This window comes from Streptomyces chengmaiensis (assembly GCF_029846775.1).
Classification (GTDB): domain Bacteria; phylum Actinomycetota; class Actinomycetes; order Streptomycetales; family Streptomycetaceae; genus Streptomyces; species Streptomyces chengmaiensis.
The window spans coordinates 21,278-42,307 of sequence record NZ_JARWBG010000026.1 but is presented as its reverse complement, the minus strand read 5'-3'; the positions used below and the strand labels follow the sequence as shown (position 1 = coordinate 42,307).

General features: G+C 71.4%; 19 protein-coding genes and 2 pseudogenes. 20 read left to right on the top strand and 1 reads right to left on the bottom strand.

Features of this window, described 5'->3' with window-relative positions:
* Positions 1–62 precede the first annotated feature (62 nt).
* From lepB (QCN29_RS21750) to QCN29_RS21700, 11 genes and pseudogenes are all read left to right on the top strand, one after another.
* Complete coding sequence (gene lepB / locus QCN29_RS21750; protein WP_279930182.1) at positions 63–872, top strand: signal peptidase I; 810 nt, start codon at positions 63–65, stop codon at positions 870–872.
* A pseudogene (gene lepB, locus QCN29_RS21745) lies at positions 865–1,973 on the top strand (signal peptidase I). The gene lepB (QCN29_RS21750) and the pseudogene lepB (QCN29_RS21745) overlap by 8 nt, the downstream one beginning before the upstream one ends.
* Positions 1,900–2,763: pseudogene (lepB, locus tag QCN29_RS21740) on the top strand (signal peptidase I); the annotation flags it as partial. The pseudogenes lepB (QCN29_RS21745) and lepB (QCN29_RS21740), both read left to right, overlap by 74 nt.
* Positions 2,764–3,066: 303 nt before the next feature.
* On the top strand, positions 3,067–3,867 hold the full coding sequence (gene lepB / locus QCN29_RS21735; protein ID WP_279930179.1) for a signal peptidase I: 801 nt from the start codon (positions 3,067–3,069) through the stop codon (positions 3,865–3,867).
* Complete coding sequence (locus QCN29_RS21730; protein ID WP_279930177.1) at positions 3,857–4,417, top strand: NUDIX hydrolase; 561 nt, start codon at positions 3,857–3,859, stop codon at positions 4,415–4,417. Before lepB (QCN29_RS21735) ends, QCN29_RS21730 begins: the two co-directional genes overlap by 11 nt.
* 55 nt (positions 4,418–4,472) lie before the next feature.
* Positions 4,473–4,781, top strand: coding sequence for a DUF2469 domain-containing protein (locus tag QCN29_RS21725; RefSeq protein ID WP_003965949.1), 309 nt, complete (start codon positions 4,473–4,475; stop codon positions 4,779–4,781).
* 130 nt (positions 4,782–4,911) lie between these two features.
* Entirely contained in the window at positions 4,912–5,274 is a 363-nt protein-coding gene (locus tag QCN29_RS21720) for a YraN family protein (protein ID WP_240136839.1), read from the top strand.
* Positions 5,274–6,890 (top strand): YifB family Mg chelatase-like AAA ATPase, encoded by a 1,617-nt coding sequence (locus QCN29_RS21715; protein WP_279930176.1) that lies wholly within the window; start codon positions 5,274–5,276, stop codon positions 6,888–6,890. The genes QCN29_RS21720 and QCN29_RS21715 overlap by 1 nt, the downstream gene beginning before the upstream one ends.
* Positions 6,887–8,206, top strand: coding sequence for a DNA-processing protein DprA (dprA, locus tag QCN29_RS21710; RefSeq protein ID WP_279930175.1), 1,320 nt, complete (start codon positions 6,887–6,889; stop codon positions 8,204–8,206). Before QCN29_RS21715 ends, dprA begins: the two co-directional genes overlap by 4 nt.
* Before the next feature lie 245 nt (positions 8,207–8,451).
* Entirely contained in the window at positions 8,452–9,288 is an 837-nt protein-coding gene (gene whiG, locus QCN29_RS21705) for an RNA polymerase sigma factor WhiG (RefSeq protein WP_279930173.1), read from the top strand.
* Between the two features lie 72 nt (positions 9,289–9,360).
* Positions 9,361–9,924, top strand: coding sequence for a TetR/AcrR family transcriptional regulator (locus QCN29_RS21700; protein ID WP_279930241.1), 564 nt, complete (start codon positions 9,361–9,363; stop codon positions 9,922–9,924).
* A 361-nt stretch (positions 9,925–10,285) separates the two neighbouring features.
* On the opposite strand, the gene QCN29_RS21695 is transcribed toward QCN29_RS21700, so the two are convergent.
* Positions 10,286–10,774, bottom strand: coding sequence for a M23 family metallopeptidase (locus tag QCN29_RS21695; protein WP_279930171.1), 489 nt, complete (start codon positions 10,772–10,774; stop codon positions 10,286–10,288).
* A gap of 273 nt (positions 10,775–11,047) precedes the next feature.
* Here QCN29_RS21695 and rpsB point away from each other — a divergent pair, with 273 nt between their 5' ends.
* The 9 genes from rpsB to QCN29_RS21650 all read left to right on the top strand — a co-directional run bounded on the left by rpsB (position 11,048) and on the right by QCN29_RS21650 (position 21,026).
* Complete coding sequence (gene rpsB / locus QCN29_RS21690) at positions 11,048–11,929, top strand: 30S ribosomal protein S2 (RefSeq protein ID WP_279930169.1); 882 nt, start codon at positions 11,048–11,050, stop codon at positions 11,927–11,929.
* Between the two features lie 106 nt (positions 11,930–12,035).
* The gene (gene tsf / locus QCN29_RS21685) at positions 12,036–12,890 is read left to right on the top strand and encodes a translation elongation factor Ts (protein WP_279930167.1); all 855 of its coding nucleotides are present in this window, start codon (positions 12,036–12,038) and stop codon (positions 12,888–12,890) included.
* 160 nt (positions 12,891–13,050) lie between these two features.
* On the top strand, positions 13,051–13,842 hold the full coding sequence (gene pyrH, locus QCN29_RS21680) for a UMP kinase (RefSeq protein ID WP_279930166.1): 792 nt from the start codon (positions 13,051–13,053) through the stop codon (positions 13,840–13,842).
* Between the two features lie 116 nt (positions 13,843–13,958).
* Positions 13,959–14,516 (top strand): ribosome recycling factor, encoded by a 558-nt coding sequence (gene frr, locus QCN29_RS21675; RefSeq protein WP_240136847.1) that lies wholly within the window; start codon positions 13,959–13,961, stop codon positions 14,514–14,516.
* Positions 14,516–15,661, top strand: coding sequence for a phosphatidate cytidylyltransferase (locus QCN29_RS21670; RefSeq protein WP_279930164.1), 1,146 nt, complete (start codon positions 14,516–14,518; stop codon positions 15,659–15,661). The genes frr and QCN29_RS21670 overlap by 1 nt, the downstream gene beginning before the upstream one ends.
* Before the next feature lie 168 nt (positions 15,662–15,829).
* Positions 15,830–16,942 carry a 23S rRNA (adenine(2503)-C(2))-methyltransferase RlmN gene (rlmN, locus tag QCN29_RS21665; RefSeq protein ID WP_279930162.1) on the top strand — a complete coding sequence of 371 codons (1,113 nt, stop codon included), beginning with the start codon at positions 15,830–15,832 and terminating at the stop codon, positions 16,940–16,942.
* 258 nt (positions 16,943–17,200) lie between these two features.
* Positions 17,201–18,307 carry a thiamine ABC transporter substrate-binding protein gene (locus tag QCN29_RS21660; protein WP_279930161.1) on the top strand — a complete coding sequence of 369 codons (1,107 nt, stop codon included), beginning with the start codon at positions 17,201–17,203 and terminating at the stop codon, positions 18,305–18,307.
* The gene (locus QCN29_RS21655) at positions 18,283–19,986 is read left to right on the top strand and encodes an ABC transporter permease (protein WP_398859653.1); all 1,704 of its coding nucleotides are present in this window, start codon (positions 18,283–18,285) and stop codon (positions 19,984–19,986) included. The genes QCN29_RS21660 and QCN29_RS21655 overlap by 25 nt, the downstream gene beginning before the upstream one ends.
* Positions 19,986–21,026 (top strand): ABC transporter ATP-binding protein, encoded by a 1,041-nt coding sequence (locus tag QCN29_RS21650; RefSeq protein ID WP_279930160.1) that lies wholly within the window; start codon positions 19,986–19,988, stop codon positions 21,024–21,026. The genes QCN29_RS21655 and QCN29_RS21650 overlap by 1 nt, the downstream gene beginning before the upstream one ends.
* Positions 21,027–21,030: the final 4 nt, after the last annotated feature.

Below are 21,030 nucleotides of genomic sequence, written 5' to 3'. Positions count from 1 at the left end.
CGACGGAGTCGGCCGCCGGCTCACACCGTGTTCACAGCGGGGCCGGATAGCATCTGGCCCCGATGGACACCGAAGCACTGCACACGGAGCGCGACCGCTCTTCCGCCCCTGAGACCGGGGAGGAGGGAGAGGGGTCGCGTTCCGTGCGTTCCGAGCGCGGGAGAGCGCGCGCTGCGGGCCGTACGGTGCTTCACCGGCTGAACCGGCGCCGTGCCGGCCTGCTCGGCGTCGTATGCGCGGTGTTCGTCCTGCTGCTGAGCCACTTCGTCATCCAGCCCTTCCAGATCCCCAGCGGCTCGATGGAGCCCACGCTCCAGGTCGGGGACCGGGTGCTGGTGAACAAGCTGGCGTACCGTTTCGGTGACCGGCCCGAACGGGGGGACGTCGTCGTGTTCGACGGGCGGGGGTCCTTTGTGCGCGAGGGCGCCGAGGAGAACCCGGTCAGCGCCTTCACCCGCGGCGCGCTGGCCATGGTGGGGCTCGCAGAGCCCGCGGAGACCGACTTTGTGAAGCGCGTGGTGGGCGTGGGCGGGGATCATGTGGTCTGCTGCGACGAGGGGGGCAGGGTCGAGGTGAACGGCGTACCGGTCGACGAGGCGTATCTGCACCCCGGCGACGCCCCCTCCCGGGTGCCCTTCGACATCGTCGTGCCCCAGGGCAGGCTCTGGATGATGGGCGACCATCGCAGCAGATCGCAGGACTCCCGCGACCACCTGGGACAGCCCGGCGGGGGAATGGTGCCGGTGGACAGGGTCATCGGGCGGGCGGACTGGATCGCCTGGCCGGCTGGCCGCTGGTCGTCCGTGTCCGGGACCGACGCCTTCGACGAGGTCCCGGACACCGCGCGAGGCACGGGCGGCGGCGATGGGTAACCGGGGGCGGCAGGCGAGTCACCGAGCGGACACCCGGCTGCCGACCGGGACACGCCCCACGGACGGCGGACGCGCCCTCCCTGGGCGTGCGGAGCGGCGCAGGCTGGCCCAGAAGGTCAAGCGCCGGCGTCGCCGTTCCGCCGCGAAGGAGATACCCCTCCTGATCACGGTGGCACTGCTGATCGCCCTGGTGCTCAAGACCTTCCTGGTGCAGGCATTCGTCATTCCTTCGGGCTCGATGGAGCAGACCATACGGATCCAGGACCGGGTGCTGGTCGACAAGCTCACCCCGTGGTTCGGCTCCAAGCCGCAGCGCGGCGACGTCGTCGTCTTCGAGGACCCGGGCGGCTGGCTGCAGCAGGAGCAGAACCAGCAGACGGGCGAGGATCCGGTCGGGATCAAGCAGATCAAGCAGGCACTGAGCTTCATCGGGCTGCTGCCTTCCGAGGACGAGCAGGATCTGATCAAGCGCGTGATCGCGGTGGGCGGTGACCGGGTGGTCTGCTGCAACGCGGACGGCCGCGTGACCGTCAACGGGACGCCCTTGAACGAGCCGTACCTCAACCCCGGGGACGCCCCCTCCGAGATCGCGTTCGACGTCCAGGTGCCCCAGGGGCGGTTCTTCGTCCTCGGCGATCACCGCTCCAACTCCGGCGACTCCCGTTTCCACCTCGACGAGCAGGGCGGCACCGTGTCGGAGGACTCGGTCGTCGGGCGCGCCGTGGTGATCGCCTGGCCGCTGAGCCACTGGCGCACACTGGAGGAGCGGGAGACCTACGCCTCGGTGCCCAACGCGCCGTCCGGGTCGACCGCCGCCCTGCCCGTGTCGCATAGGGTGTCACCTCAGGATCTCAAGGGAATGGTCCTGCTCCCGAGCCCTGCGGAACTCCCGCTCGTTATGGGAGTGGTGGGCTTGCGCCTCATTTGGCGCAGGCGGTTCGCACGGAGATGAGGAGTGGATGTGGGGGATGTGGCAGTCGGTGCACGATCCGGCCACGATGGGTCCGAGGACAGGCAGCCCCCAGCTGTGACGGATCAGTCGAACGAGCCGCAGGGACCGCAGGAACCCCAGGAACCACAGGGTTCCCAGGGACCGGGTGAGTCCCAGGGCGGCGGCGGTTCGGGTCAGAAGAAGCAGCGGTCCTTCTGGAAGGAACTGCCTCTTCTGATCGGCATCGCGCTGATCCTCGCCCTGCTGATCAAGACGTTTCTGCTGCAGGCCTTCTCGATCCCCTCGGATTCGATGCAGAACACTCTGCAGCGCGGTGACCGGGTGCTGGTCGACAAGCTCACTCCGTGGTTCGGCTCCGAGCCCGAGCGCGGCGAGGTCGTGGTCTTCGAGGACCCGGCCGGCTGGCTGGCGGGCGAGCCCACGGCCGACCCCAACGTGATCCAGCGGTTCCTCAGCCTCATCGGCCTGATGCCGTCCGTCGACGAGAAGGACCTGATCAAGCGGACGATCGCCATCGGCGGCGACACGGTGGAGTGCAAGAAGGGCGGCCCGGTCAAGGTCAACGGCAAGGCGCTGGACGAGCCCTACATCTACCCCGGGAACACGCCCTGCGACGACCAGCCCTTCGGGCCGTTCAAGGTGCCGGACGGCATGATCTGGGTGATGGGCGACCACCGTCAGAACTCCCAGGACTCCCGCTACCACATGGAGGACAAGAACGGCGGCTTCGTCCCGGTCGAGAAGGTAGTGGGGCGTGCCGTGGTGATCGCCTGGCCGGTGAACCGCTGGTCGACGCTGCCGGTGCCGGACACCTTCGAGCAGCCCGGGATCAACTCGCTCGCGATGCAGTCGCTCGGTACGGCCTCGGCGGCCGCCCCGGCGGCGCTGGGCCTCGCGGGCGCGCTGCCGGTCGTGCTGTGGCGCAGGCGGAGGCTGACCGCCCCCGGCGTCCGCACCGTCCCCACCGCCCCCGGCGTCCGCACCGTCCCCACCGCCCCCGGCGTCCGCACCGTCCCCACCGCCCCCGGCGTCCGCACCAGCCCCACCGCCCCCGCTGATCCCACCGTCCGCACCGGGGAGAGCGCACAGCGGACCGCGCAGGCCGTCGGCGAGACCGCACCGACGGCGGGGCAGGCCGCCTCGGGGCATACCGAAGGGTAGGACCGGCAGGTAGGGTGCCGTCCCAGAGCTCCGGCCCGCCGCGTGGGGGCCGGTGAGAACGCCGAGGCGGGGAGCGCTGGGATGGGCGGAACGGGACGTTCGGGCGGCGGCCGCGGCCGCCTCGGCAGTGCTCTGTCGGGGCTGGCCGTGGCCGTCGGCTGTGTGCTCTTCCTCGGCGGCTTCGCCTGGGGCGCCGTCGTCTACCAGCCCTACACCGTGCCGACCCGTTCGATGTCGCCGACCGTGCAGGCGGGCGACCGGGTGCTGGCCGAGCGGATATCCGGCGACGAGGTCAGACGCGGGGACATCGTCGTCTTCACCGACTCCACATGGGGCGATCTGCCGATGGTGAAGCGCGTCGTCGGGATCGGCGGCGACGAGATCGCCTGCTGTGACGCGCAAGGGCGGCTGACGGTCAACGGCACGCCGGTGGACGAACCTTACCTGAGCGCCGGCGGACCGGCCTCGCCGCAGGGCTTCAGCGCCTCGGTGCCGGAGGGGCAGCTGTTCCTGCTCGGCGACGAGCGCATGGGGTCGGTCGACTCCCGCGTCCACCTTCAGGAGCCCGGCGAAGGCTCCGTGCCGCGGTCGGCGGTGAGCGCCCGGCTGGACGCGGTGGCCTGGCCCCTCGACGGCGGCCTGGTGGAGCGGCCCGCTTCCTTCGCCGCGCTGCCGGGCGGGATCTCCCAGCCGGGGCCGGTGCGGCTGATCGTCGGGGCGATCGCGGCGGGCGTCGTGCTGATCCTGGGTGGTGCGGCGTACGGGCCGGTGGCGGCCCGACGGGCGGCACGCATGTCGCGGCGCGGGTCGCCGGGCCGCGCGGCGGCCGGAGGCGGAGCCGCCCGGGGCGGCGGTCGCGGGGTGACCTCCGATGCCCCCTGACTCGCTGACGCCCCCTGACGCCCTGGCGCCTGCCGGAGAGCCGACCCGTGACGCCCTGGCGTCTGGCGGCCCCCTGCGGAAGGTGGCGCGGGTCGTGCTGCTCGACCCCCGGGACCGCATTCTGCTGCTGCACGGCTATGAGCCCGGCGACCCGGCCGACTCATGGTGGTTCACGCCGGGCGGGGGCCTGGAGGGCGACGAGACCCGTGAGGCTGCCGCGCTGCGGGAGCTGGCGGAGGAGACCGGGATCACAGAGGTCGAGCTGGGCCCCGTGCTCTGGCGGCGCATCTGCTCGTTCCCCTTCGACGGACGCCGCTGGGACCAGGACGAGTGGTACTACCTGGCACGGACCGCCCAGACCGCCGCCTCGCCGCGCGGGCTGACCGAACTGGAGCGACGCAGCGTGGACGGTCTGCGGTGGTGGACCTCCGCCGAGCTGTCCGCGGCCCATGAGACGGTGTATCCGACCAGGCTCGCCGGGCTGCTGCGCACGCTGCTCGACGAGGGTCCCCCGCGTACGCCGGTGGTCCTGGCCCCGGAAATCGTCTAGGGGTGCGGATGGGTGACGCACAATGGGGGGACGCACGGCTGAAGGGGAACATGCCATGAGCGCCGAGGACCTCGAAAAGTACGAGACCGAGATGGAGCTGAAGCTCTACCGGGAGTACCGCGACGTCGTCGGGCTGTTCAAATATGTGATCGAGACCGAACGGCGCTTCTATCTCACCAATGACTACGAGATGCAGGTGCACTCGGTCCAGGGCGAGGTCTTCTTCGAGGTCTCGATGGCTGACGCCTGGGTCTGGGACATGTACCGCCCGGCCAGGTTCGTCAAGCAGGTACGCGTACTGACATTCAAGGATGTGAACATCGAGGAGCTGAACAAGAGCGACCTCGAGCTTCCGGGCGGCTGACCGGGAGCACCTGGCCAAGGCCCCCGTCACCGGACCGGGTGACGGAGTTGTCCACAGCGGACGGGTTTTCCACCAAGATCCACACATAGAGGTGTGACGCGTCACAGTCGGTGCCGGAGGTGGTGCCGACATGAACGCGACGGGGGCACTGGGACGGTACGGCGAGGAGCTGGCGGCACGGCTGCTGGCGAGCTCCGGCATGGCCGTGCTGGCGAGGAACTGGCGATGCGGCCGGTCCGGCGAGATCGACATCGTGGCGCGCGACGGGGACGCGCTGGTCGTCTGCGAGGTCAAGACGCGCAGGGCGGCCGCCTTCGAGCATCCGATGGCCGCGATCACCCCGCGGAAGGCCGCCCGGCTCAGACGACTGGCCGAATGCTGGCTGCAGCGGCACGACGGCCCACCGCCGGGCGGGGTGCGCATCGACCTCGTCGGTGTGCTGCTGCCCCGGCAGGGCGGGCCCGTGGTGGAGCACGCGCGAGGGGTGGCCTGATGGGATTCGCACGTGCGTGCTCCGTGGCGCTGGTCGGCGTCGAGGGCGTGGTCGTGGAGGTGCAGGCCGACCTCGAGCCGGGCGTCGCCGCCTTCACCCTGGTGGGACTGCCGGACAAGAGCCTCGTCGAGAGCCGGGACCGAGTGCGGGCGGCAGTGGTCAACTCCGGAGCGGAGTGGCCGCAGAAAAAGCTCACCGTGGGCCTCAGCCCCGCCTCCGTGCCCAAGTCCGGGAGCGGTTTCGATCTCGCCGTCGCGGTGGCCACGCTGGGGGCGGCCGAGTACATCTCTCCTGAGGACGTCGCCGACCTGGTGCTCATCGGCGAACTGGGCCTCGACGGCCGCGTCCGCCCCGTGCGCGGGGTGCTGCCCGCGGTCCTCGCGGCCGCGGAAGCGGGGTACCGCCAGGTCGTCGTCCCCGAGCAGACCGCCGGCGAGGCATCGCTGGTTCCCGGTGTGTCCGTCCTCGGTGTACGCAGCCTGCGGCAGCTCATCGCCGTCCTGACCAAGGAGCCCGTGCCCCGGGAGGAGCCGGGGCCGCCCGGCCGCCCCGACGCCATGCTCGCCGGCCTCATGGTGCCCGGCGCAGGAGTGGGCGCAGGGATCTCCGCCCCATCCGGCGACGCCCCGGACCTGGCGGACGTCGCAGGCCAGCGCGGTGCCCGCACCGCACTGGAGGTCGCCGCCGCGGGCCGTCACCATCTGCTGCTGCACGGCCCGCCCGGGGCGGGCAAGACCATGCTCGCCGAGCGGTTGCCCGGAGTGCTGCCACCGCTGACCCGGCGCGAGTCACTCGAGGTCACCGCCGTCCACTCCGTCGCGGGCATCCTGCCGCCCGGCGAACCCCTGGTGCGCACGCCGCCCTACTGCGCCCCCCACCACTCGGCGACCATGCCCTCCCTTGTCGGCGGCGGCAACGGCCTGCCCAGGCCGGGTGCGGTGTCCCTGGCTCACCGCGGAGTGCTCTTCCTGGACGAAACCCCAGAATTCTCCATGAAAGCCCTCGATGCGCTGCGGCAGCCGCTGGAGTCCGGCCATGTGGTGGTCGCCCGCAGCGGGGGAGTGGTGCGGCTGCCCGCCCGCTTTCTGATGGTTCTGGCCGCGAACCCCTGCCCCTGCGGCCGGCACACCCTCCACGGCGCGGGCTGCGAGTGCCCGCCCGCCGTCATCCGCCGCTATCAGTCACGGCTCTCCGGGCCACTGCTCGACCGGGTCGACCTGCGCGTCGAGGTGGAGCCCGTCGACCGCGGCGACCTTCTGGGCCAGGGCGGCCGCGGAGAGTCCACCCAGCAGGTCGCGGCCCGTGTGCTGGAGGCTCGTGAACGGGCCGCCGTACGGCTGAGCGGCACGCCCTGGAGCGTCAACAGCGAGGTGCCGGGCCATGAGCTCCGCACCCGGTGGCCCCTTGCCCCCGGCGCCCTCGCGGCCGCGGAGCGGGACATGGAGCGCGGCCTGCTCACCGCCCGCGGACTCGACCGGGTCGTACGCGTCGCCTGGACCGTCGCCGACCTCGCCGGACGGGACCGCCCGCACTCCCATGACATCGCCCTCGCCCTGGAACTGCGCACCGGTGTCGCGCGAGGCGCGCCGATGGCCGCGGCGGGAGGTGTCGTATGAGCGGCGGCGCGGCGCCCCCACCGGAACCTGATTCGGCTACGGCTACGGGCACGGACACGGACGCGGGCACGGGCACGGACGCGGACGCGGACGCGGGGCGCAGGGCCACGGCCGCAGCCGGCTCCCGGGGCTTCGGACGCGGACGCCGGGACCCGCGGGCGGCCGTCGAGGACGAGCGGACGGCACGGGCGGCGCTCACCAGGGTCATCGAACCGGGCGACGATCGCGGGGGGCGCTGGCTGCGGGAGTTCGGTGCACAAGGGCTGCTGGAGCGGCTCACCGGACCGCCGGACGAGCCCGACGCGCTGCCCGGGGCCACTCCCAGGGGGCTGGCCGGCTACCGCACACGGGCAGCCTCGGCCGACCCCGAGCGCGACCTCGCGGCCGTCGCCGCCGTCGGCGGCAGATTCATCGTCCCCGGTGATCCCGAGTGGCCCACGCAACTCGACGACCTCGGCGACGCCAGACCCATCGGGCTGTGGGCGTGTGGCAGGCCGGACCTGCGGAAATGGGCGCTTCGCTCGGTCGCCGTCGTCGGCGCGCGGGCCTGCACGCCCTACGGGGCGCACCTGGCCGCCGCGCTCGGCTCGGGACTGGCGGAGCGGGGCTGGGTCGTGGTCTCCGGGGCGGCCTTCGGCATCGACGGCGCAGCGCACAGGGGCGCGCTCGCCGCCGACGGGGCCACCGTCGCCGTGCTCGCCTGCGGAGTCGACGTGGTCTATCCGCGGGGCCATGCGCAGTTGATCCGCCGCGTGGCGGAACAGGGTCTGGTCGTCGGGGAGTTGCCACCCGGCGACCACCCCACACCCAGCAGATTCATCCTCAGGAACCGTGTGATCGCGGCGCTCACCCGCGGCACGGTCGTCGTCGAAGCCGAGTACCGCAGCGGCTCACTGGTCACCGCACGGGCAGCGCACCGGCTGGGCCGCCACACCATGGGCGTCCCCGGGCCCGTCACCAGCGGACTCTCGGCCGGGGTGCATGAACTGCTGCGCGGTGAGGCCACGCTGGTCACCGACGCCGCCGAAGTCGTCGAACTCGTCGGCGAGATGGGCGACCTCGCCCCGGAACGCAGAGGCCCCGTGCTGCCCCGGGATCTGCTCGACCCGCTCAGCGGGCGGCTGCTCGAGGCGTTTCCGGCCCGCGGCACGGCGGATTCCGGGGGCCTGGCGCGAGCCGTGGGGCTGACGCCGGACGAGACCGGCTGCAGACTGTATGAACTGCACTCTTTGGGGTTCGTCGAAAGGGTGGGTGACCGCTGGCAGTTGACGCGGTGTGCGAGTCAAGGACCGAACGTGCGGCGAGGCGGTGCTTGACCTGACGCATTCGGGTGACAGGGTGAGGCCGATGACCTCTGCAGCCCCGTCGTCAGCATCCGAGGGGCCGGCGCGTCTGGCGTCGGCCCTGGTTCGAAGGTGTGGGCGACGGGCTGTACCCGCACAGGTTCACTCCCCCGAGGATCGCCCACCGCGACGTGTCAGTCACGCTACGCTCACCGGAATTCCCTCACAGACGACGCCCGCCCCATCCCGCATCACAGCAGAACGGCTCAAGGCAACGCATGCCCCAGCACACCTCCGGGTCTGACCGCGCGGCAGTGCCCCCCGCTGCCCGCGGCGCCGTGCGGCCCTCCGCTCCCTCGTCGCTCGACGAGCTGTGGCGGTCGTACAAGGCCACGGGCGACGAGCGCCTGCGGGAGCAGCTGATCCTGCACTACTCGCCTCTGGTGAAGTATGTCGCGGGCCGGGTGAGCGTGGGGTTGCCGTCCAATGTCGAGCAGGCGGACTTCGTCTCCTCCGGGGTCTTCGGACTCATCGACGCCATCGAGAAGTTCGATCTCGACCGGTCGATCAAGTTCGAGACCTACGCCATCACCCGGATCCGCGGAGCCATGATCGACGAACTCCGCGCTCTGGACTGGATCCCGCGGTCCGTGCGGCAGAAGGCCAGGGCCGTGGAGCGGGCGTACGCGACGCTCGAGGCGCAGCTGAGGCGCACTCCGACCGAAGCCGAGGTGGCCTCGGAGATGGGCATCGCCGTCGACGAACTGCACACGGTTTTCAGCCAGTTGTCCCTGGCCAACGTGGTGGCCCTGGAAGAGCTGCTGCACGGGGGCGGCGAGGGCGGCGACGGGCTCAGCGTGATGGACACCCTGGAGGACACCGCGGCGGACAACCCCGTCGAGGTCGCCGAGGACCGGGAGCTACGGCGACTGCTGGCCAAGGCCGTCAACACCCTGCCCGAACGGGAGAAGACCGTCGTCACCCTCTACTACTACGAGGGCCTCACCCTCGCGGAGATCGGCAACGTGCTGGGGGTCACGGAGAGCAGGGTCAGTCAGATCCACACAAAGTCGGTGCTCCAGCTGCGGGCGAAGCTGGCCGACGTCGGACGCTGAGGATGCGTTTTCGCTGGAACGGGGCGGCCGGATCCGTACAGTAGTGGGGTGCCCAGGATTCGAGCGGCCTCCGTGGCCGAGCACCGGACGATGCAGCGCGACGCCCTGCTGGACGCCGCGCGTTCCCTGCTGTCGGAGGGCGGCACGGAGGCGCTGACATTCCCCGCCCTGGCCGAGCGCACGGGGCTCGCCCGGTCCTCCGTGTACGAGTACTTCCGCTCGCGGGCCGCCGTGGTCGAGGAGCTGTGCGCGGTCGACTTCCCCGTGTGGGCCGCGGAGGTCGAGGCCGCGATGGAGCGGGCGGCGACGCCTGAGGACAAGGTCGAGGTGTATGTGCGGCAGCAGCTCGAGCTGGTCGGGGACCGGCGGCACCGAGCCGTGGTCGCGATCTCGGCGAGCGAGCTGGACGCGGGGGCCCGGGAGAAGATCCGCGCGGCACACGGAGGCCTGGTCGCGATGATCGTCGAGGCGCTCGGGGAGCTGGGGCACGAGCAGCCCCGCCTGGCGGCGGTGCTCCTCCAGGGCGTGGTGGACGCGGCGGTCCGCCGTACGGAACTGGGTGCGGCGGAGGACCCCGCGAAGATCGCCGACGCGGCGGTCTCCATGGCTCTGAGCGGCGTGACCCCGCGGCACTAGCCACCCCAGCGGCCGGAGGCCGTGTCCGTCCCCCCTCCCCTTCCCCTTCCTTAAGCCGTGGATCTCGCCCCTGCCGCCTCCGGGGAAAGGCGCAGGGCTGCGTCGCCCCGTCCCCGTGCCCCCTGTATGCCGCGGCTTCGTGTCGGGCTGCGCGGCCCTGCACCCGTGGAGAGGGGACACCCGGTGTGTGCCCGCCCCGCCCGGCGCGGTGCTGATGCCTCCGCACAGCGGACGCGTCCGCCGGTGAAGGCGCGGGGGCGGCGGACCCGGGCTCCAGGGGCGAGAGCGAAGCCCCCTCGCACAGAGGCGGGGCCGCCCCCGGGGGCAACGAGGGGGGCCGTGGGAGAGGGGCCGCATGGGGCTACCGCGAGCGCGCGCCGGACAGCGGCAGCAGCCGGGACGGCGCGCGGGGGAGCAGCAGCAGCGGGTTGAGATAGGAGTCCGCGCGCAGCAGGCCCCAGTGGAGACACGGGCCCGTGCAATGCGAGGGCCCGGCGGCCAGGGTGGCCACGGTCTGTCCGGGCCGGACCGGGTCGCCGGCGCGCACCAACGGGCGGACGGGCTCGTATGTCGTCCGCAGCGGCGGCGCCCCCGTGCCGCTGAGCGCGATCACCAGCACGCCCCGGCCCGCCACCTTTCCGGCGAACAGCACCCGGCCCGCCGCCGCCGCGCGGACCTGCGCCCCGGCGCGGCCCGCCAGATCCACGCCCCGGTGCCCGGGGCCGTACGGCGACGGCGGTGGCTCCCAGCCCCTTACGACGTCAGGGCGAGGCGGGCCGAGCGGCCAGACGGCCTGACGGGGGAGGGCGGCGGGCAGGAGCAGGGCGAGCGTGAGGAGAAAGGTCGTCATGGCGGGAGCCTGCCCGGGTTGCCGGGCACCTCGCGGATCATGGGCCCGGCCTGTGGACTACTCCCCGGTTGTGGACAACGCCGTCACCCCGGCGGCGCGTCACCCGCCACCGCCCCCGTCCCGTACACTTCTTCTGGCGATCCGGGTCACCGGGTCGACTTCGCACGCCCCGCCACCGGACCCTCATCGGTCAGTGGCCGCGCCTCTCGGTCCTCTGTGGCACGGCGCGTCGGGGCGTCAGGACACAACCGAGAAACCCAAGGAGATACGGCCATGGCCGTCGTCACGATGCGGGAGCTGCTGGAGAGCGGCGTCCACTTCGGTCACCAGACCCGTCGCTGGAACCCGAAGATGAAGCGCTTCATCTTCACCGAGCGCAACGGCATCTACATCATCGACCTGCTCCAGTCGCTGTCGTACATCGACCGCGCCTACGAGTTCGTCAAGGAGACCGTCGCGCACGGCGGCTCCATCATGTTCGTCGGCACCAAGAAGCAGGCGCAGGAGGCCATCGCCGAGCAGGCGACCCGCGTCGGCATGCCGTACGTCAACCAGCGCTGGCTGGGCGGCATGCTCACCAACTTCTCCACCGTCTACAAGCGCCTTCAGCGCCTGAAGGAGCTTGAGCAGATCGACTTCGAGGATGTGGCCGCGTCCGGCCTCACCAAGAAGGAGCTGCTGGTCCTCTCCCGTGAGAAGGCCAAGCTGGAGAAGACCCTCGGCGGCATCCGCGAGATGCAGAAGGTGCCCAGCGCCGTCTGGATCGTCGACACCAAGAAGGAGCACATCGCCGTCGGCGAGGCTCGCAAGCTGAACATCCCGGTCGTCGCGATCCTCGACACCAACTGCGACCCCGACGAGGTCGACTACAAGATCCCGGGCAACGACGACGCGATCCGCTCCGTCACCCTGCTCACCCGCGTGATCGCCGACGCCGTCGCCGAGGGCCTCATCGCCCGCTCCGGCGCTGCGACCGGCGACCAGAAGCCCGGCGAGAAGGCCGCGGGCGAGCCGCTGGCCGAGTGGGAGCGCGACCTGCTCGAGGGTGAGAAGAAGGCCGACGAGGCGGCCAAGCCCGCCGAGGCCGAGAAGCCCGCCGAGGCCGAGAAGCCTGCCGAGGCCGAGAAGCCTGCCGCGGACGCCGAGCAGGCCTGACCTCAACGGTTCGGTTCCTGACGGCGGGGGACGGCGCAGCGTGAGCGCCGCCCCCGCCGCTCACCCGTAGATCTTCGACTTTCGACTTCGAGAGAGATTCAAGGACATGGCGAACTACACCGCCGCCGACGTCAAGAAGCTTCGCGAGCTCACCGGCGCCGGCATGATGGACTGCAAGAAGGCGCTGGACGAGGCCGAGGGCAACGTCGACAAGGCCGTCGAGCTGCTCCGCGTCAAGGGCCAGAAGGGCGTCGCCAAGCGTGAGGGCCGCTCCGCCGAGAACGGCGCCGTCGTCTCCCTCATCGCCGACGACAAGTCCTCCGGCGTGCTGCTTGAGCTGAAGTGCGAGACGGACTTCGTCGCCAAGGGCGAGAAGTTCCTCGCCGTGGCCGACGCGCTCGCCCAGCACGTCGCCGGCACCGGCCCGGCCGACATCGACGCGCTGCTCGCCTCCGAGATCGAGGCCGGCAAGACCGTCCAGGCATACGTCGACGAGGCCAACGCCAACCTCGGCGAGAAGATCGTCCTGGACCGCTTCGCGCAGTTCGCCGACGGGTACGTCGCCGCGTACATGCACCGCACCATGCCCGACCTCCCGCCGCAGGTCGGCGTGCTGGTCGAGCTGGACAAGGGGTCCGCCTCGGAGGAGACAGTCGCTGCGGTCGCCAAGGACGTCGCGCAGCACATCGCCGCCTTCGCACCGAAGTACCTCCGTCGCGAGGACGTCCCGGCCGAGGTCGTCGAGGCCGAGCGCCGCGTCGCCGAGGAGACCTCGCGCAACGAGGGCAAGCCCGAGGCCGCGCTCCCGAAGATCGTCGAGGGTCGCGTCAACGGCTTCTTCAAGGAGGTCACCCTCCTCGACCAGCCGTTCGCCAAGGACAACAAGAAGACCGTCCAGAAGGTCCTGGACGAGGCCGGTGTCTCGCTGAAGCGCTTCGCGCGCATCCGCGTCGGCGCCTGAGCCCGTAAGCGATCGACACAGGAGACCGCTAGGGTTTCCTACGCAGTCATCGGCCGGGTACGCGCCGCACGACCGCAGATCTGACGAGGAGGCCATTGCCGACAGGGACACCAGCACCCCAAGGCAGTGGCCTTCTTCGTATGTGCACGAGGAGATCTCCATGAACAAGGGCGCGAACGCCACCCAGGCAGCCGGCGACAAAGGCGACCACAACGGCGGCGACGGCAAGAAGGCCGTACGCTTCCTGCTGAAGCTGTCCGGAGAGGCGTTCTCCGGCGGCACGGGACTGGGCGTCGACCCCGACGTCGTACACAACATCGCACGCGAGATCGCCGCGGTGGTCCGGGACGGCGCGCAGATCGCGGTCGTCATCGGCGGCGGCAACTTCTTCCGCGGCGCAGAGCTCCAGCAGCGCGGCATGGACCGGGCGCGCTCCGACTACATGGGCATGCTCGGCACGGTCATGAACTGCCTCGCCCTCCAGGACTTCCTGGAGAAGGAGGGCATCGACTCCCGCGTCCAGACCGCCATCACCATGGGGCAGGTCGCGGAGCCGTACATCCCGCTGCGCGCGGTGCGCCATCTGGAGAAGGGCCGGGTCGTCATCTTCGGCGCGGGCATGGGCATGCCCTACTTCTCCACCGACACCACCGCCGCACAGCGTGCCCTGGAGATCGACGCCGCGGCTCTGCTGATGGGCAAGAACGGCGTGGACGGGGTCTACGACTCCGACCCCAAGACCAACCCCGACGCGGTGAAGTTCGACGCGCTGGAGTACGGCGAGGTGATCTCCCGCAACCTCAAGGTCGCCGACGCCACCGCCGTCACCCTCTGCCGCGACAACAACCTCCCGATCCTGGTCTTCGAGCTGCTGACGGAGGGCAACATCGCCCGCGCCGTCAAGGGTGAGAAGATCGGCACACTCGTGAGCGACCAGGGCACCCGGGCCTGATCGAGGGATGGACAACACCCCGCCGGTCGGACACCGTGCAGGGGTAGACGCGACACAGGTTCTTCCGCCGGCCCCCGCTGGACGCCGGGCCAACTCTAGACACGCAGGAGCAAGTGGTGATCGAAGAGACCCTCCTCGAGGCCGAGGAGAAGATGGAGAAGGCCGTCCTGGTCGCCAAGGAGGACTTCGCCGCGATCCGCACGGGACGCGCCCACCCCGCCATGTTCAACAAGATCGTGGCGGACTACTACGGCGCTGCGACGCCGATCAACCAGCTCGCCTCGTTCGCGGTCCCCGAGGCACGCATGGCCGTGGTGACTCCGTTCGACAAGAGCGCGCTGCGCAATATCGAGCAGGCCATCCGCGACTCCGACCTGGGCGTCAACCCCACCAATGACGGCAACGTCATCCGCGTGGTGTTCCCGGAGCTGACCGAGGAGCGCCGCCGCGAGTACATCAAGGTCGCCAAGGGCAAGGGCGAGGACGCCAAGATCTCGATCCGCTCGGTCCGTCGCAAGGCCAAGGAGGCCATCGACAAGCTGATCAAGGACGGCGGCGTCGGCGAGGACGAGGGACGCCGCGCGGAGAAGGAGCTCGACGACACCACCTCGAAGTATGTGGCGCAGGTGGATGAGCTGCTCAAGCACAAGGAAGCCGAGCTGCTCGAGGTCTGATGAACGACTCTTCCCGGGGGGCCGCCCCGCACCACCGGCAGCACGCCGGATACGCGGGTCAGCGGCCGCCGTCCGACCAGGGGCGCGCCCCGGCGGGTCCCGCATACGATGAGCGAGCCGCGCCGCAGACTCGGCCCATGCCCATCGTGCCGGACTTCCCCGACGCAGGTAGAGACGGTGAGAACCGAGGCAGCCGCGCAGACGGCCGCAGTGATCAGGAAGACCGCGACCGGGGGGCCGCTCGGCTGAGCGGCCCCCTGTTCCGTGACGAGATGCCGCAGGAGCCCATGCCCACCGCGCCGCCGACCGCGCCCACCCCGCAGCCGAAGAAGCGGGCAGGCCGTGACCTGCGGGCCGCCATAGGAGTCGGGATCGGGCTCGGCGCGGTCATCGTCGCCTCGCTCTTCATCGTCAAGGCCGTGTTCGTCGGCGTGATAGCGGTCGCCGTCGTCGTCGGCCTGTGGGAGCTCACCTCCCGCCTGCAGGAGCGCAAGCAGATCAAGGCCCCGCTGGTGCCGCTGGCCGTGGGCGGCGTGGCCATGGTGGTGGCCGGCTATGTGCGCGGCGCCGAAGGCGCCTGGGTCGCCATGGCGCTGACCGCGCTCGCGGTGCTGGTGTGGCGGATGACCGAACCGCCCGACGGCTATCTCAGGGACGTCACCGCGGGCCTGTTCGCCGCGTTCTACGTCCCCTTCCTGGCGACGTTCGTGGCCATGATGCTCACCGCCGAGGACGGGCCGCAGCGGGTGCTCACCTTCCTGCTGCTCACCGTCGTCAGCGACACCGGGGCGTACGCGGTCGGCTGGCGCTTCGGCAGGCACAAGCTGGCCCCCCGCATCAGTCCCGGCAAGACCCGTGAAGGTCTGGCCGGAGCCGTGGCGTTCGCCATGGCCGCGGGCGCGCTGTGCATGCAGTTCCTCATCGACGGCGGCGCCTGGTGGCAGGGGCTGCTGCTGGGCCTCGCGGTCGCCGTCAGCGCCACGCTGGGCGACCTCGGCGAGTCCATGATCAAGCGCGATCTCGGCATCAAGGACATGGGCACCCTGCTCCCCGGCCACGGCGGCATCATGGACCGTCTCGACTCGCTGCTGCCCACGGCGCCGGTGGTCTGGCTGCTGATGGTGATCTTCGTCGGGGCGAGCTGACCTCAGCGGGTACGCTGGAAGAGCCCGTGGCGCCGTACCGCGGGCCCTTTCCATCGGTCCCCGCCGACGCGGGGGCGGTCCCGTGAGGTCTCCCGGCTTCGGCATGGTCTTGCCGTTGTCCCCGCGACAGCGGGGGCCGGACCTCGTCGTCCTGAGGAGTTGCTCGACGTGGCACGCCCTGTCCCCGGCGAACTGACATTCGTCGCCCCGCGCGGAGCCAAGAAGCCCCCGCGGCATCTCGCCGACCTCTCGCCCGCCGAGCGCAAGGAGGCAGTCGCCGCCATCGGCGAGAAGCCGTTCCGCGCCAAGCAGCTCTCCCAGCACTACTTCGCGCGGTACGCCCACGACCCCGCCCAGTGGACGGACATCCCCGCCACGGCGCGCGAGAGGCTCGCCTCGGAGCTGCTGCCCGAGCTGATGTCCGTCGTACGGCACATCTCCTGCGACGACGACACCACCCGCAAGACCCTGTGGCGGCTGCACGACGGCACGCTCGTCGAGTCGGTGCTGATGCGCTACCCGGACCGGGTGACCATGTGCATTTCCTCGCAGGCCGGCTGCGGGATGAACTGCCCCTTCTGCGCCACGGGGCAGGCCGGTCTGGACCGCAATCTGTCCACCGCCGAGATCGTCCACCAGATCGTCGACGGCATGCGCGCCCTGCGCGACGGCGAGGTTCCCGGAGGACCCGCCCGGCTGTCGAACATCGTCTTCATGGGCATGGGGGAGCCGCTCGCCAACTACAAGCGGGTCGTCGGCGCCGTCCGCCGGCTCACCGACCCCGAGCCGGACGGCCTCGGCCTCTCCCAGCGCGGGATCACCGTCTCCACCGTCGGCCTGGTCCCTGCGATGCTGCGGTTCGCCGACGAGGGTTTCAAGTGCCGGCTGGCCGTCTCGCTGCACGCACCCGACGACGAGCTGCGCGACACCCTCGTCCCCGTCAACACCCGCTGGAAGGTCCGCGAGGTCCTCGACGCCGCGTGGGAGTACGCGGAGAAGTCCGGCCGCCGCATCTCCGTCGAGTACGCGCTGATCCGCGACATCAACGACCAGGCCTGGCGGGGCGATCTGCTGGGCCGACTGCTCAAGGGTAAGCGCGTCCATGTCAATCTGATCCCGCTCAACCCCACCCCCGGCTCCAAGTGGACGGCCTCCCGACCCGAGGACGAGAAGGCGTTCATCGAGGCCATCGCCGCCCACGGCGTGCCGGTGACCGTGCGGGACACCCGCGGCCAGGAGATCGACGGAGCCTGCGGCCAGCTCGCCGCCTCCGAGCGCTGAACCGGGCTGCCGGCCCCCGGAACGGCCCATGTAATGTGGCTGGAAAATATTTGCATATTCATTCCGACAGGGGAGCGCCACAGCGCTGAGAGTGCGACACCGTCAGGTCGCAGACCCTCTGAACCTCGCCCCGGTCATTCGGGGTAGGAAGTTCGGTCATCACTCACCAGCTGTTGCGCCCTGCCCGGCACCCGATCCGCTCGCTTCGGGGCCGGGCGGGGCCGCGTCTCTTCCTGGTCATCTCCAGGAGGAAATCCGATGAGCACCAAGAAGATCACGGCCGTCGTGGCCGCCACCGCGCTCGGCGTCGGTGTGCTCGCCGCCTGCGGCGGGGAGTCCGAGGACGCCAAGAGCGCCGAGGGCGCCGCCGCCACGGGCTCCGGCTCAAAGACCGTGACCCTCGTCAGCCATGAGTCGTTCGCCGCCTCCGAGGACGTGCTGAAGCAGTTCACGAAGGAGACCGGCTACACGGTCAAGGTGCTCAAGAGCGGGGACGCGGGCGAGGCGCTCAACAAGGAGATCCTCACCAAGGGCTCCCCGCAGGGCGATGTCTTCTTCGGCGTCGACAACACCCTGCTGTCGCGCGCCCTCGACCACGGCCTGTTCACGCCGTACGAGGCCAAGGGCCTGGCGCAGGTACGCGACGAGGTCCGCCTCGACAAGGAGCAGCACCGCGTCACCCCCGTCGACACTGGCGACATCTGCGTCAACTACGACAAGAAGTACTTCGCCGACAAGAAGCTCGCCCCGCCGCGGACCTTCGACGACCTGGCCAAGCCCGAGTACAGGAACCTCCTCGTCGTCGAGAACGCCGCCACCTCCTCGCCGGGCCTCGGCTTCCTCCTCGGCACCGTCGGCGCCTACGGAGCCGACGGCTGGCAGGACTACTGGAAGAAGCTCGACGCCAACGGCGTCAAGGTCGTCGACGGCTGGGAGCAGGCCTACAACGAGGAGTTCTCCGGCTCCGCGGGCGGCAAGAAGGCCGGAGCGGACCGGCCGCTCGTCGTCTCGTACGCCTCCAGTCCGCCGGTCGAGGTCCTCTACTCCGAGCCGCAGCCGGACGAGGCTCCCACCGGCGTCGCCACCGGCACCTGCTTCCGACAGATCGAGTTCGCCGGGCTGCTCAAGGGCGCGAAGAACGAGGCGGGCGGCAAGGCGCTGCTGGACTTCCTGGTCTCCAAGACCTTCCAGGAGGACATGCCGCTCAACATGTTCGTCAACCCCGTCCGCGACGACGCGAAGCTGCCCGAACTGTTCACCAAGCACGGCGAGGTCGTGGAGAAGCCCGCGACCGTGCCCGCGGACGACATCGCGAAGAACCGTGAGCAGTGGATCCAGTCGTGGTCCTCGCTCGTCCTGAAGTAGGCAGGCCGCCGCGCGCCCGCGGTGCGCGGCGGCGCGGCAGCGCGGCGCGGCTCGCCCTCATGGCCGGGCCCGTCGCGTTCTTCGCCGTCTTCTTCGCCTACCCCGTGGCCGCGATCGTCGCCCGCGGCCTCAAGACCGGCGGAAACTGGCAGTTCGGGCGCTTCGGCGAGGTGCTGGCCCGCTCCGACATCCAGCACGTGCTGTGGTTCACCACCTGGCAGGCGCTCGCGTCCACCGCGCTGACCCTGCTGCTCGCGCTGCCCGGCGCATACGTCTTCGCCCGGCTCGACTTCCCCGGGAAGCAGCTGCTGCGGGCCGCGGTCACCGTGCCGTTCGTGCTCCCCACCGTCGTCGTCGGCTCCGCCTTCCTCGCTCTTCTCGGACGGGGCGGACTGCTCGACGAGGCCCTCGGCTTGCGCCTGGACACCACCGTCTGGGCGATCCTGCTGGCCCATGTCTTCTTCAACTACGCCGTCGTCGTGCGGACCGTCGGCGGACTCTGGGCCCAGCTCGACCCGCGCCAGGAAGAGGCCGCGCGCGTACTCGGGGCCGGGCGGTTCGACGCCTGGCGGCGCGTCACCCTGCCTGCCCTCACACCCGCCGTCGCGGCTGCCGCGCTGATGGTCTTCCTGTTCACGTTCACCTCCTTCGGCGTCGTGCAGATCCTCGGCGGGCCTGCCTTCGCCACCCTGGAGGTGGAGATCTACCGGCAGACCGCCCAGCTGCTCGATCTGCCCACCGCGGCCGTGCTGACCATGCTCCAGTTCCTCGCCGTCGGCGCCGTCCTCGCCGTGCACGCCCGCACCGTGCGGCGCCGGGAGAGCGCGCTCCGGCTGACCGACCCGGCGCGCACGGCGCGCAGGCCGCGCGGAGCCGGCCAGTGGGCGCTGCTCGGAGGCGTCCTCGCCAGTGTGGCCGCCCTGCTGCTGACTCCCCTCGCCGTGCTCGTCGAACGCTCCCTCGACGGCCCCGGCGGCTACGGCCTGCACTACTACCGGGCCCTCACCACACTCGACGCACGCGGCGGGGCCTTCCTCGTGCCGCCCATCGAGGCCGTGTGGAACTCCCTCGAGTACGCGCTGGCCGCGACGGCCATCGCGGTCGCCGTCGGAGGGCTCGCGGCCGCCGCGCTCACCCGGCGCGCGGGAAGGCTCGTACGCGGCCTCGACGCACTGCTGATGCTGCCGCTCGGCGTCTCCGCCGTCACCGTCGGCTTCGGCTTCCTGATCGCCCTCGACGAGCCGCCGCTGGACCTGCGGGCCTCCTGGATTCTGGTGCCGCTGGCGCAGGCGCTGGTCGGCGTGCCCTTCGTCGTACGGATCATGCTGCCGGTGCTGCGGGCGGTGGACGAGCGGCTGCGGGAGGCCGCCGCGGTCCTCGGAGCGTCGCCGCTCCGCGCCTGGCGCGAGGTCGACTTCCCCCTGGTGCGGCGCGCCCTGCTGATCGCGGCGGGCTTCGCCTTCGCCGTCTCCCTGGGCGAGTTCGGGGCGACGGTCTTCATCGCCCGGCCCGACCGGCCGACGCTGCCGGTGGCGGTGGCGCGGCTGCTGGGACGGCCCGGCGAGCTCAACTACGGCCAGGCGATGGCGCTGAGCACCATTCTGATGGCGGTGTGCGCCGCCGCGCTGCTGCTGCTCGAACGAGTCCGCGGCTCGTCCAAGACGTCAGGGGAGTTCTGATGCCGTTGCTGCGGCTGGATGGTGTGACCGTGCGGTTCGGGGGCCGCGCGGCGGTCGACGCGGTGGACCTGGAGGTCGCCCGGCACGAGGTCGTCTGTCTCCTCGGCCCCAGCGGCAGCGGCAAGTCCACGCTGCTGCGGGCCGTCGCCGGACTGCAGCCGGCGGACGCGGGACGGGTGCTCCTCGGCGACGCCGACCAGGCAGGGGTGCCGGTGCACCGGCGGGGCGTCGGGCTGATGTTCCAGGACCATCAGCTCTTCCCGCAGCGCGATGTCGCAGGGAACGTCGCGTTCGGCCTGCGGATGCACAAGGTCGCCCGCCGGGAGCGCGACCGCCGGGTGGCCGAACTGCTGGACCTCGTCGGACTGCCCGGCGCGCAGCGGCGCGCCGTCGCGTCCCTGTCCGGCGGCGAACAGCAGCGGGTCGCGCTGGCGCGGGCGCTCGCCCCCGAGCCGCGGCTGCTGATGCTGGACGAGCCGCTCGGGCAGCTCGACCGCGGGCTGCGGGAGCGGCTCGTCGGTGAACTGCGGGAACTCTTCGGGCGCCTGGGTACGACCGTGCTCGCCGTCACCCACGACCAGGGGGAGGCGTTCGCGCTCGCCGACCGCGTGGTGGTCATGCGGGACGGCCGCATCGCGCAGACGGGCACCCCGCTGGAGGTCTGGCAGCGGCCCGCCTCCGCGTTCGTGGCGCGCTTCCTCGGCTTCGACAACATCGTCGACGCCACGGTTTCCGGCGCGGCCGCCGACACCCCCTGGGGCAAGATCCCCGTACCCGACGGCTCCCCGCAGGGGGTCCGAAAGCTGCTGGTCCGGCCGGCCGGCGTGCGGCTCGTCCCACCCGCCGAAGGCCTGCGCTGCACGGTCGAGGCCCGCACCTTCCGCGGCACGCATGTGGCCGTGCTGCTCCGGCCCCGCATGCCCGCCGCGGACAGCCCTCCCCTGGAGGCGGAGTGCCCGCTGCGTGACGCTCCCGCGACGGGAGCGGAGACCGGCGTGGTCTTCTCGGCCGAGGAGGCCGTGGTGCTGGAGGGGGAGTGAGCGG

Coding starts and splice junctions, on each gene's coding strand:
- whiG (WP_279930173.1), top strand. CDS start 8,452: ATGCCCCAGCACACCTCCGGGTCTGACCGCGCGGCAGTGCCCCCCGCT.
- QCN29_RS21650 (WP_279930160.1), top strand. CDS start 19,986: ATGCCGTTGCTGCGGCTGGATGGTGTGACCGTGCGGTTCGGGGGCCGC.
- tsf (WP_279930167.1), top strand. CDS start 12,036: ATGGCGAACTACACCGCCGCCGACGTCAAGAAGCTTCGCGAGCTCACC.
- dprA (WP_279930175.1), top strand. CDS start 6,887: ATGAGCGGCGGCGCGGCGCCCCCACCGGAACCTGATTCGGCTACGGCT.
- lepB (WP_279930182.1), top strand. CDS start 63: ATGGACACCGAAGCACTGCACACGGAGCGCGACCGCTCTTCCGCCCCT.
- QCN29_RS21720 (WP_240136839.1), top strand. CDS start 4,912: ATGAACGCGACGGGGGCACTGGGACGGTACGGCGAGGAGCTGGCGGCA.
- QCN29_RS21695 (WP_279930171.1), bottom strand. CDS start 10,774: ATGACGACCTTTCTCCTCACGCTCGCCCTGCTCCTGCCCGCCGCCCTC.
- pyrH (WP_279930166.1), top strand. CDS start 13,051: ATGAACAAGGGCGCGAACGCCACCCAGGCAGCCGGCGACAAAGGCGAC.
- QCN29_RS21725 (WP_003965949.1), top strand. CDS start 4,473: ATGAGCGCCGAGGACCTCGAAAAGTACGAGACCGAGATGGAGCTGAAG.
- lepB (WP_279930179.1), top strand. CDS start 3,067: ATGGGCGGAACGGGACGTTCGGGCGGCGGCCGCGGCCGCCTCGGCAGT.
- QCN29_RS21660 (WP_279930161.1), top strand. CDS start 17,201: ATGAGCACCAAGAAGATCACGGCCGTCGTGGCCGCCACCGCGCTCGGC.
- rpsB (WP_279930169.1), top strand. CDS start 11,048: ATGGCCGTCGTCACGATGCGGGAGCTGCTGGAGAGCGGCGTCCACTTC.
- QCN29_RS21715 (WP_279930176.1), top strand. CDS start 5,274: ATGGGATTCGCACGTGCGTGCTCCGTGGCGCTGGTCGGCGTCGAGGGC.
- QCN29_RS21730 (WP_279930177.1), top strand. CDS start 3,857: ATGCCCCCTGACTCGCTGACGCCCCCTGACGCCCTGGCGCCTGCCGGA.
- QCN29_RS21670 (WP_279930164.1), top strand. CDS start 14,516: ATGAACGACTCTTCCCGGGGGGCCGCCCCGCACCACCGGCAGCACGCC.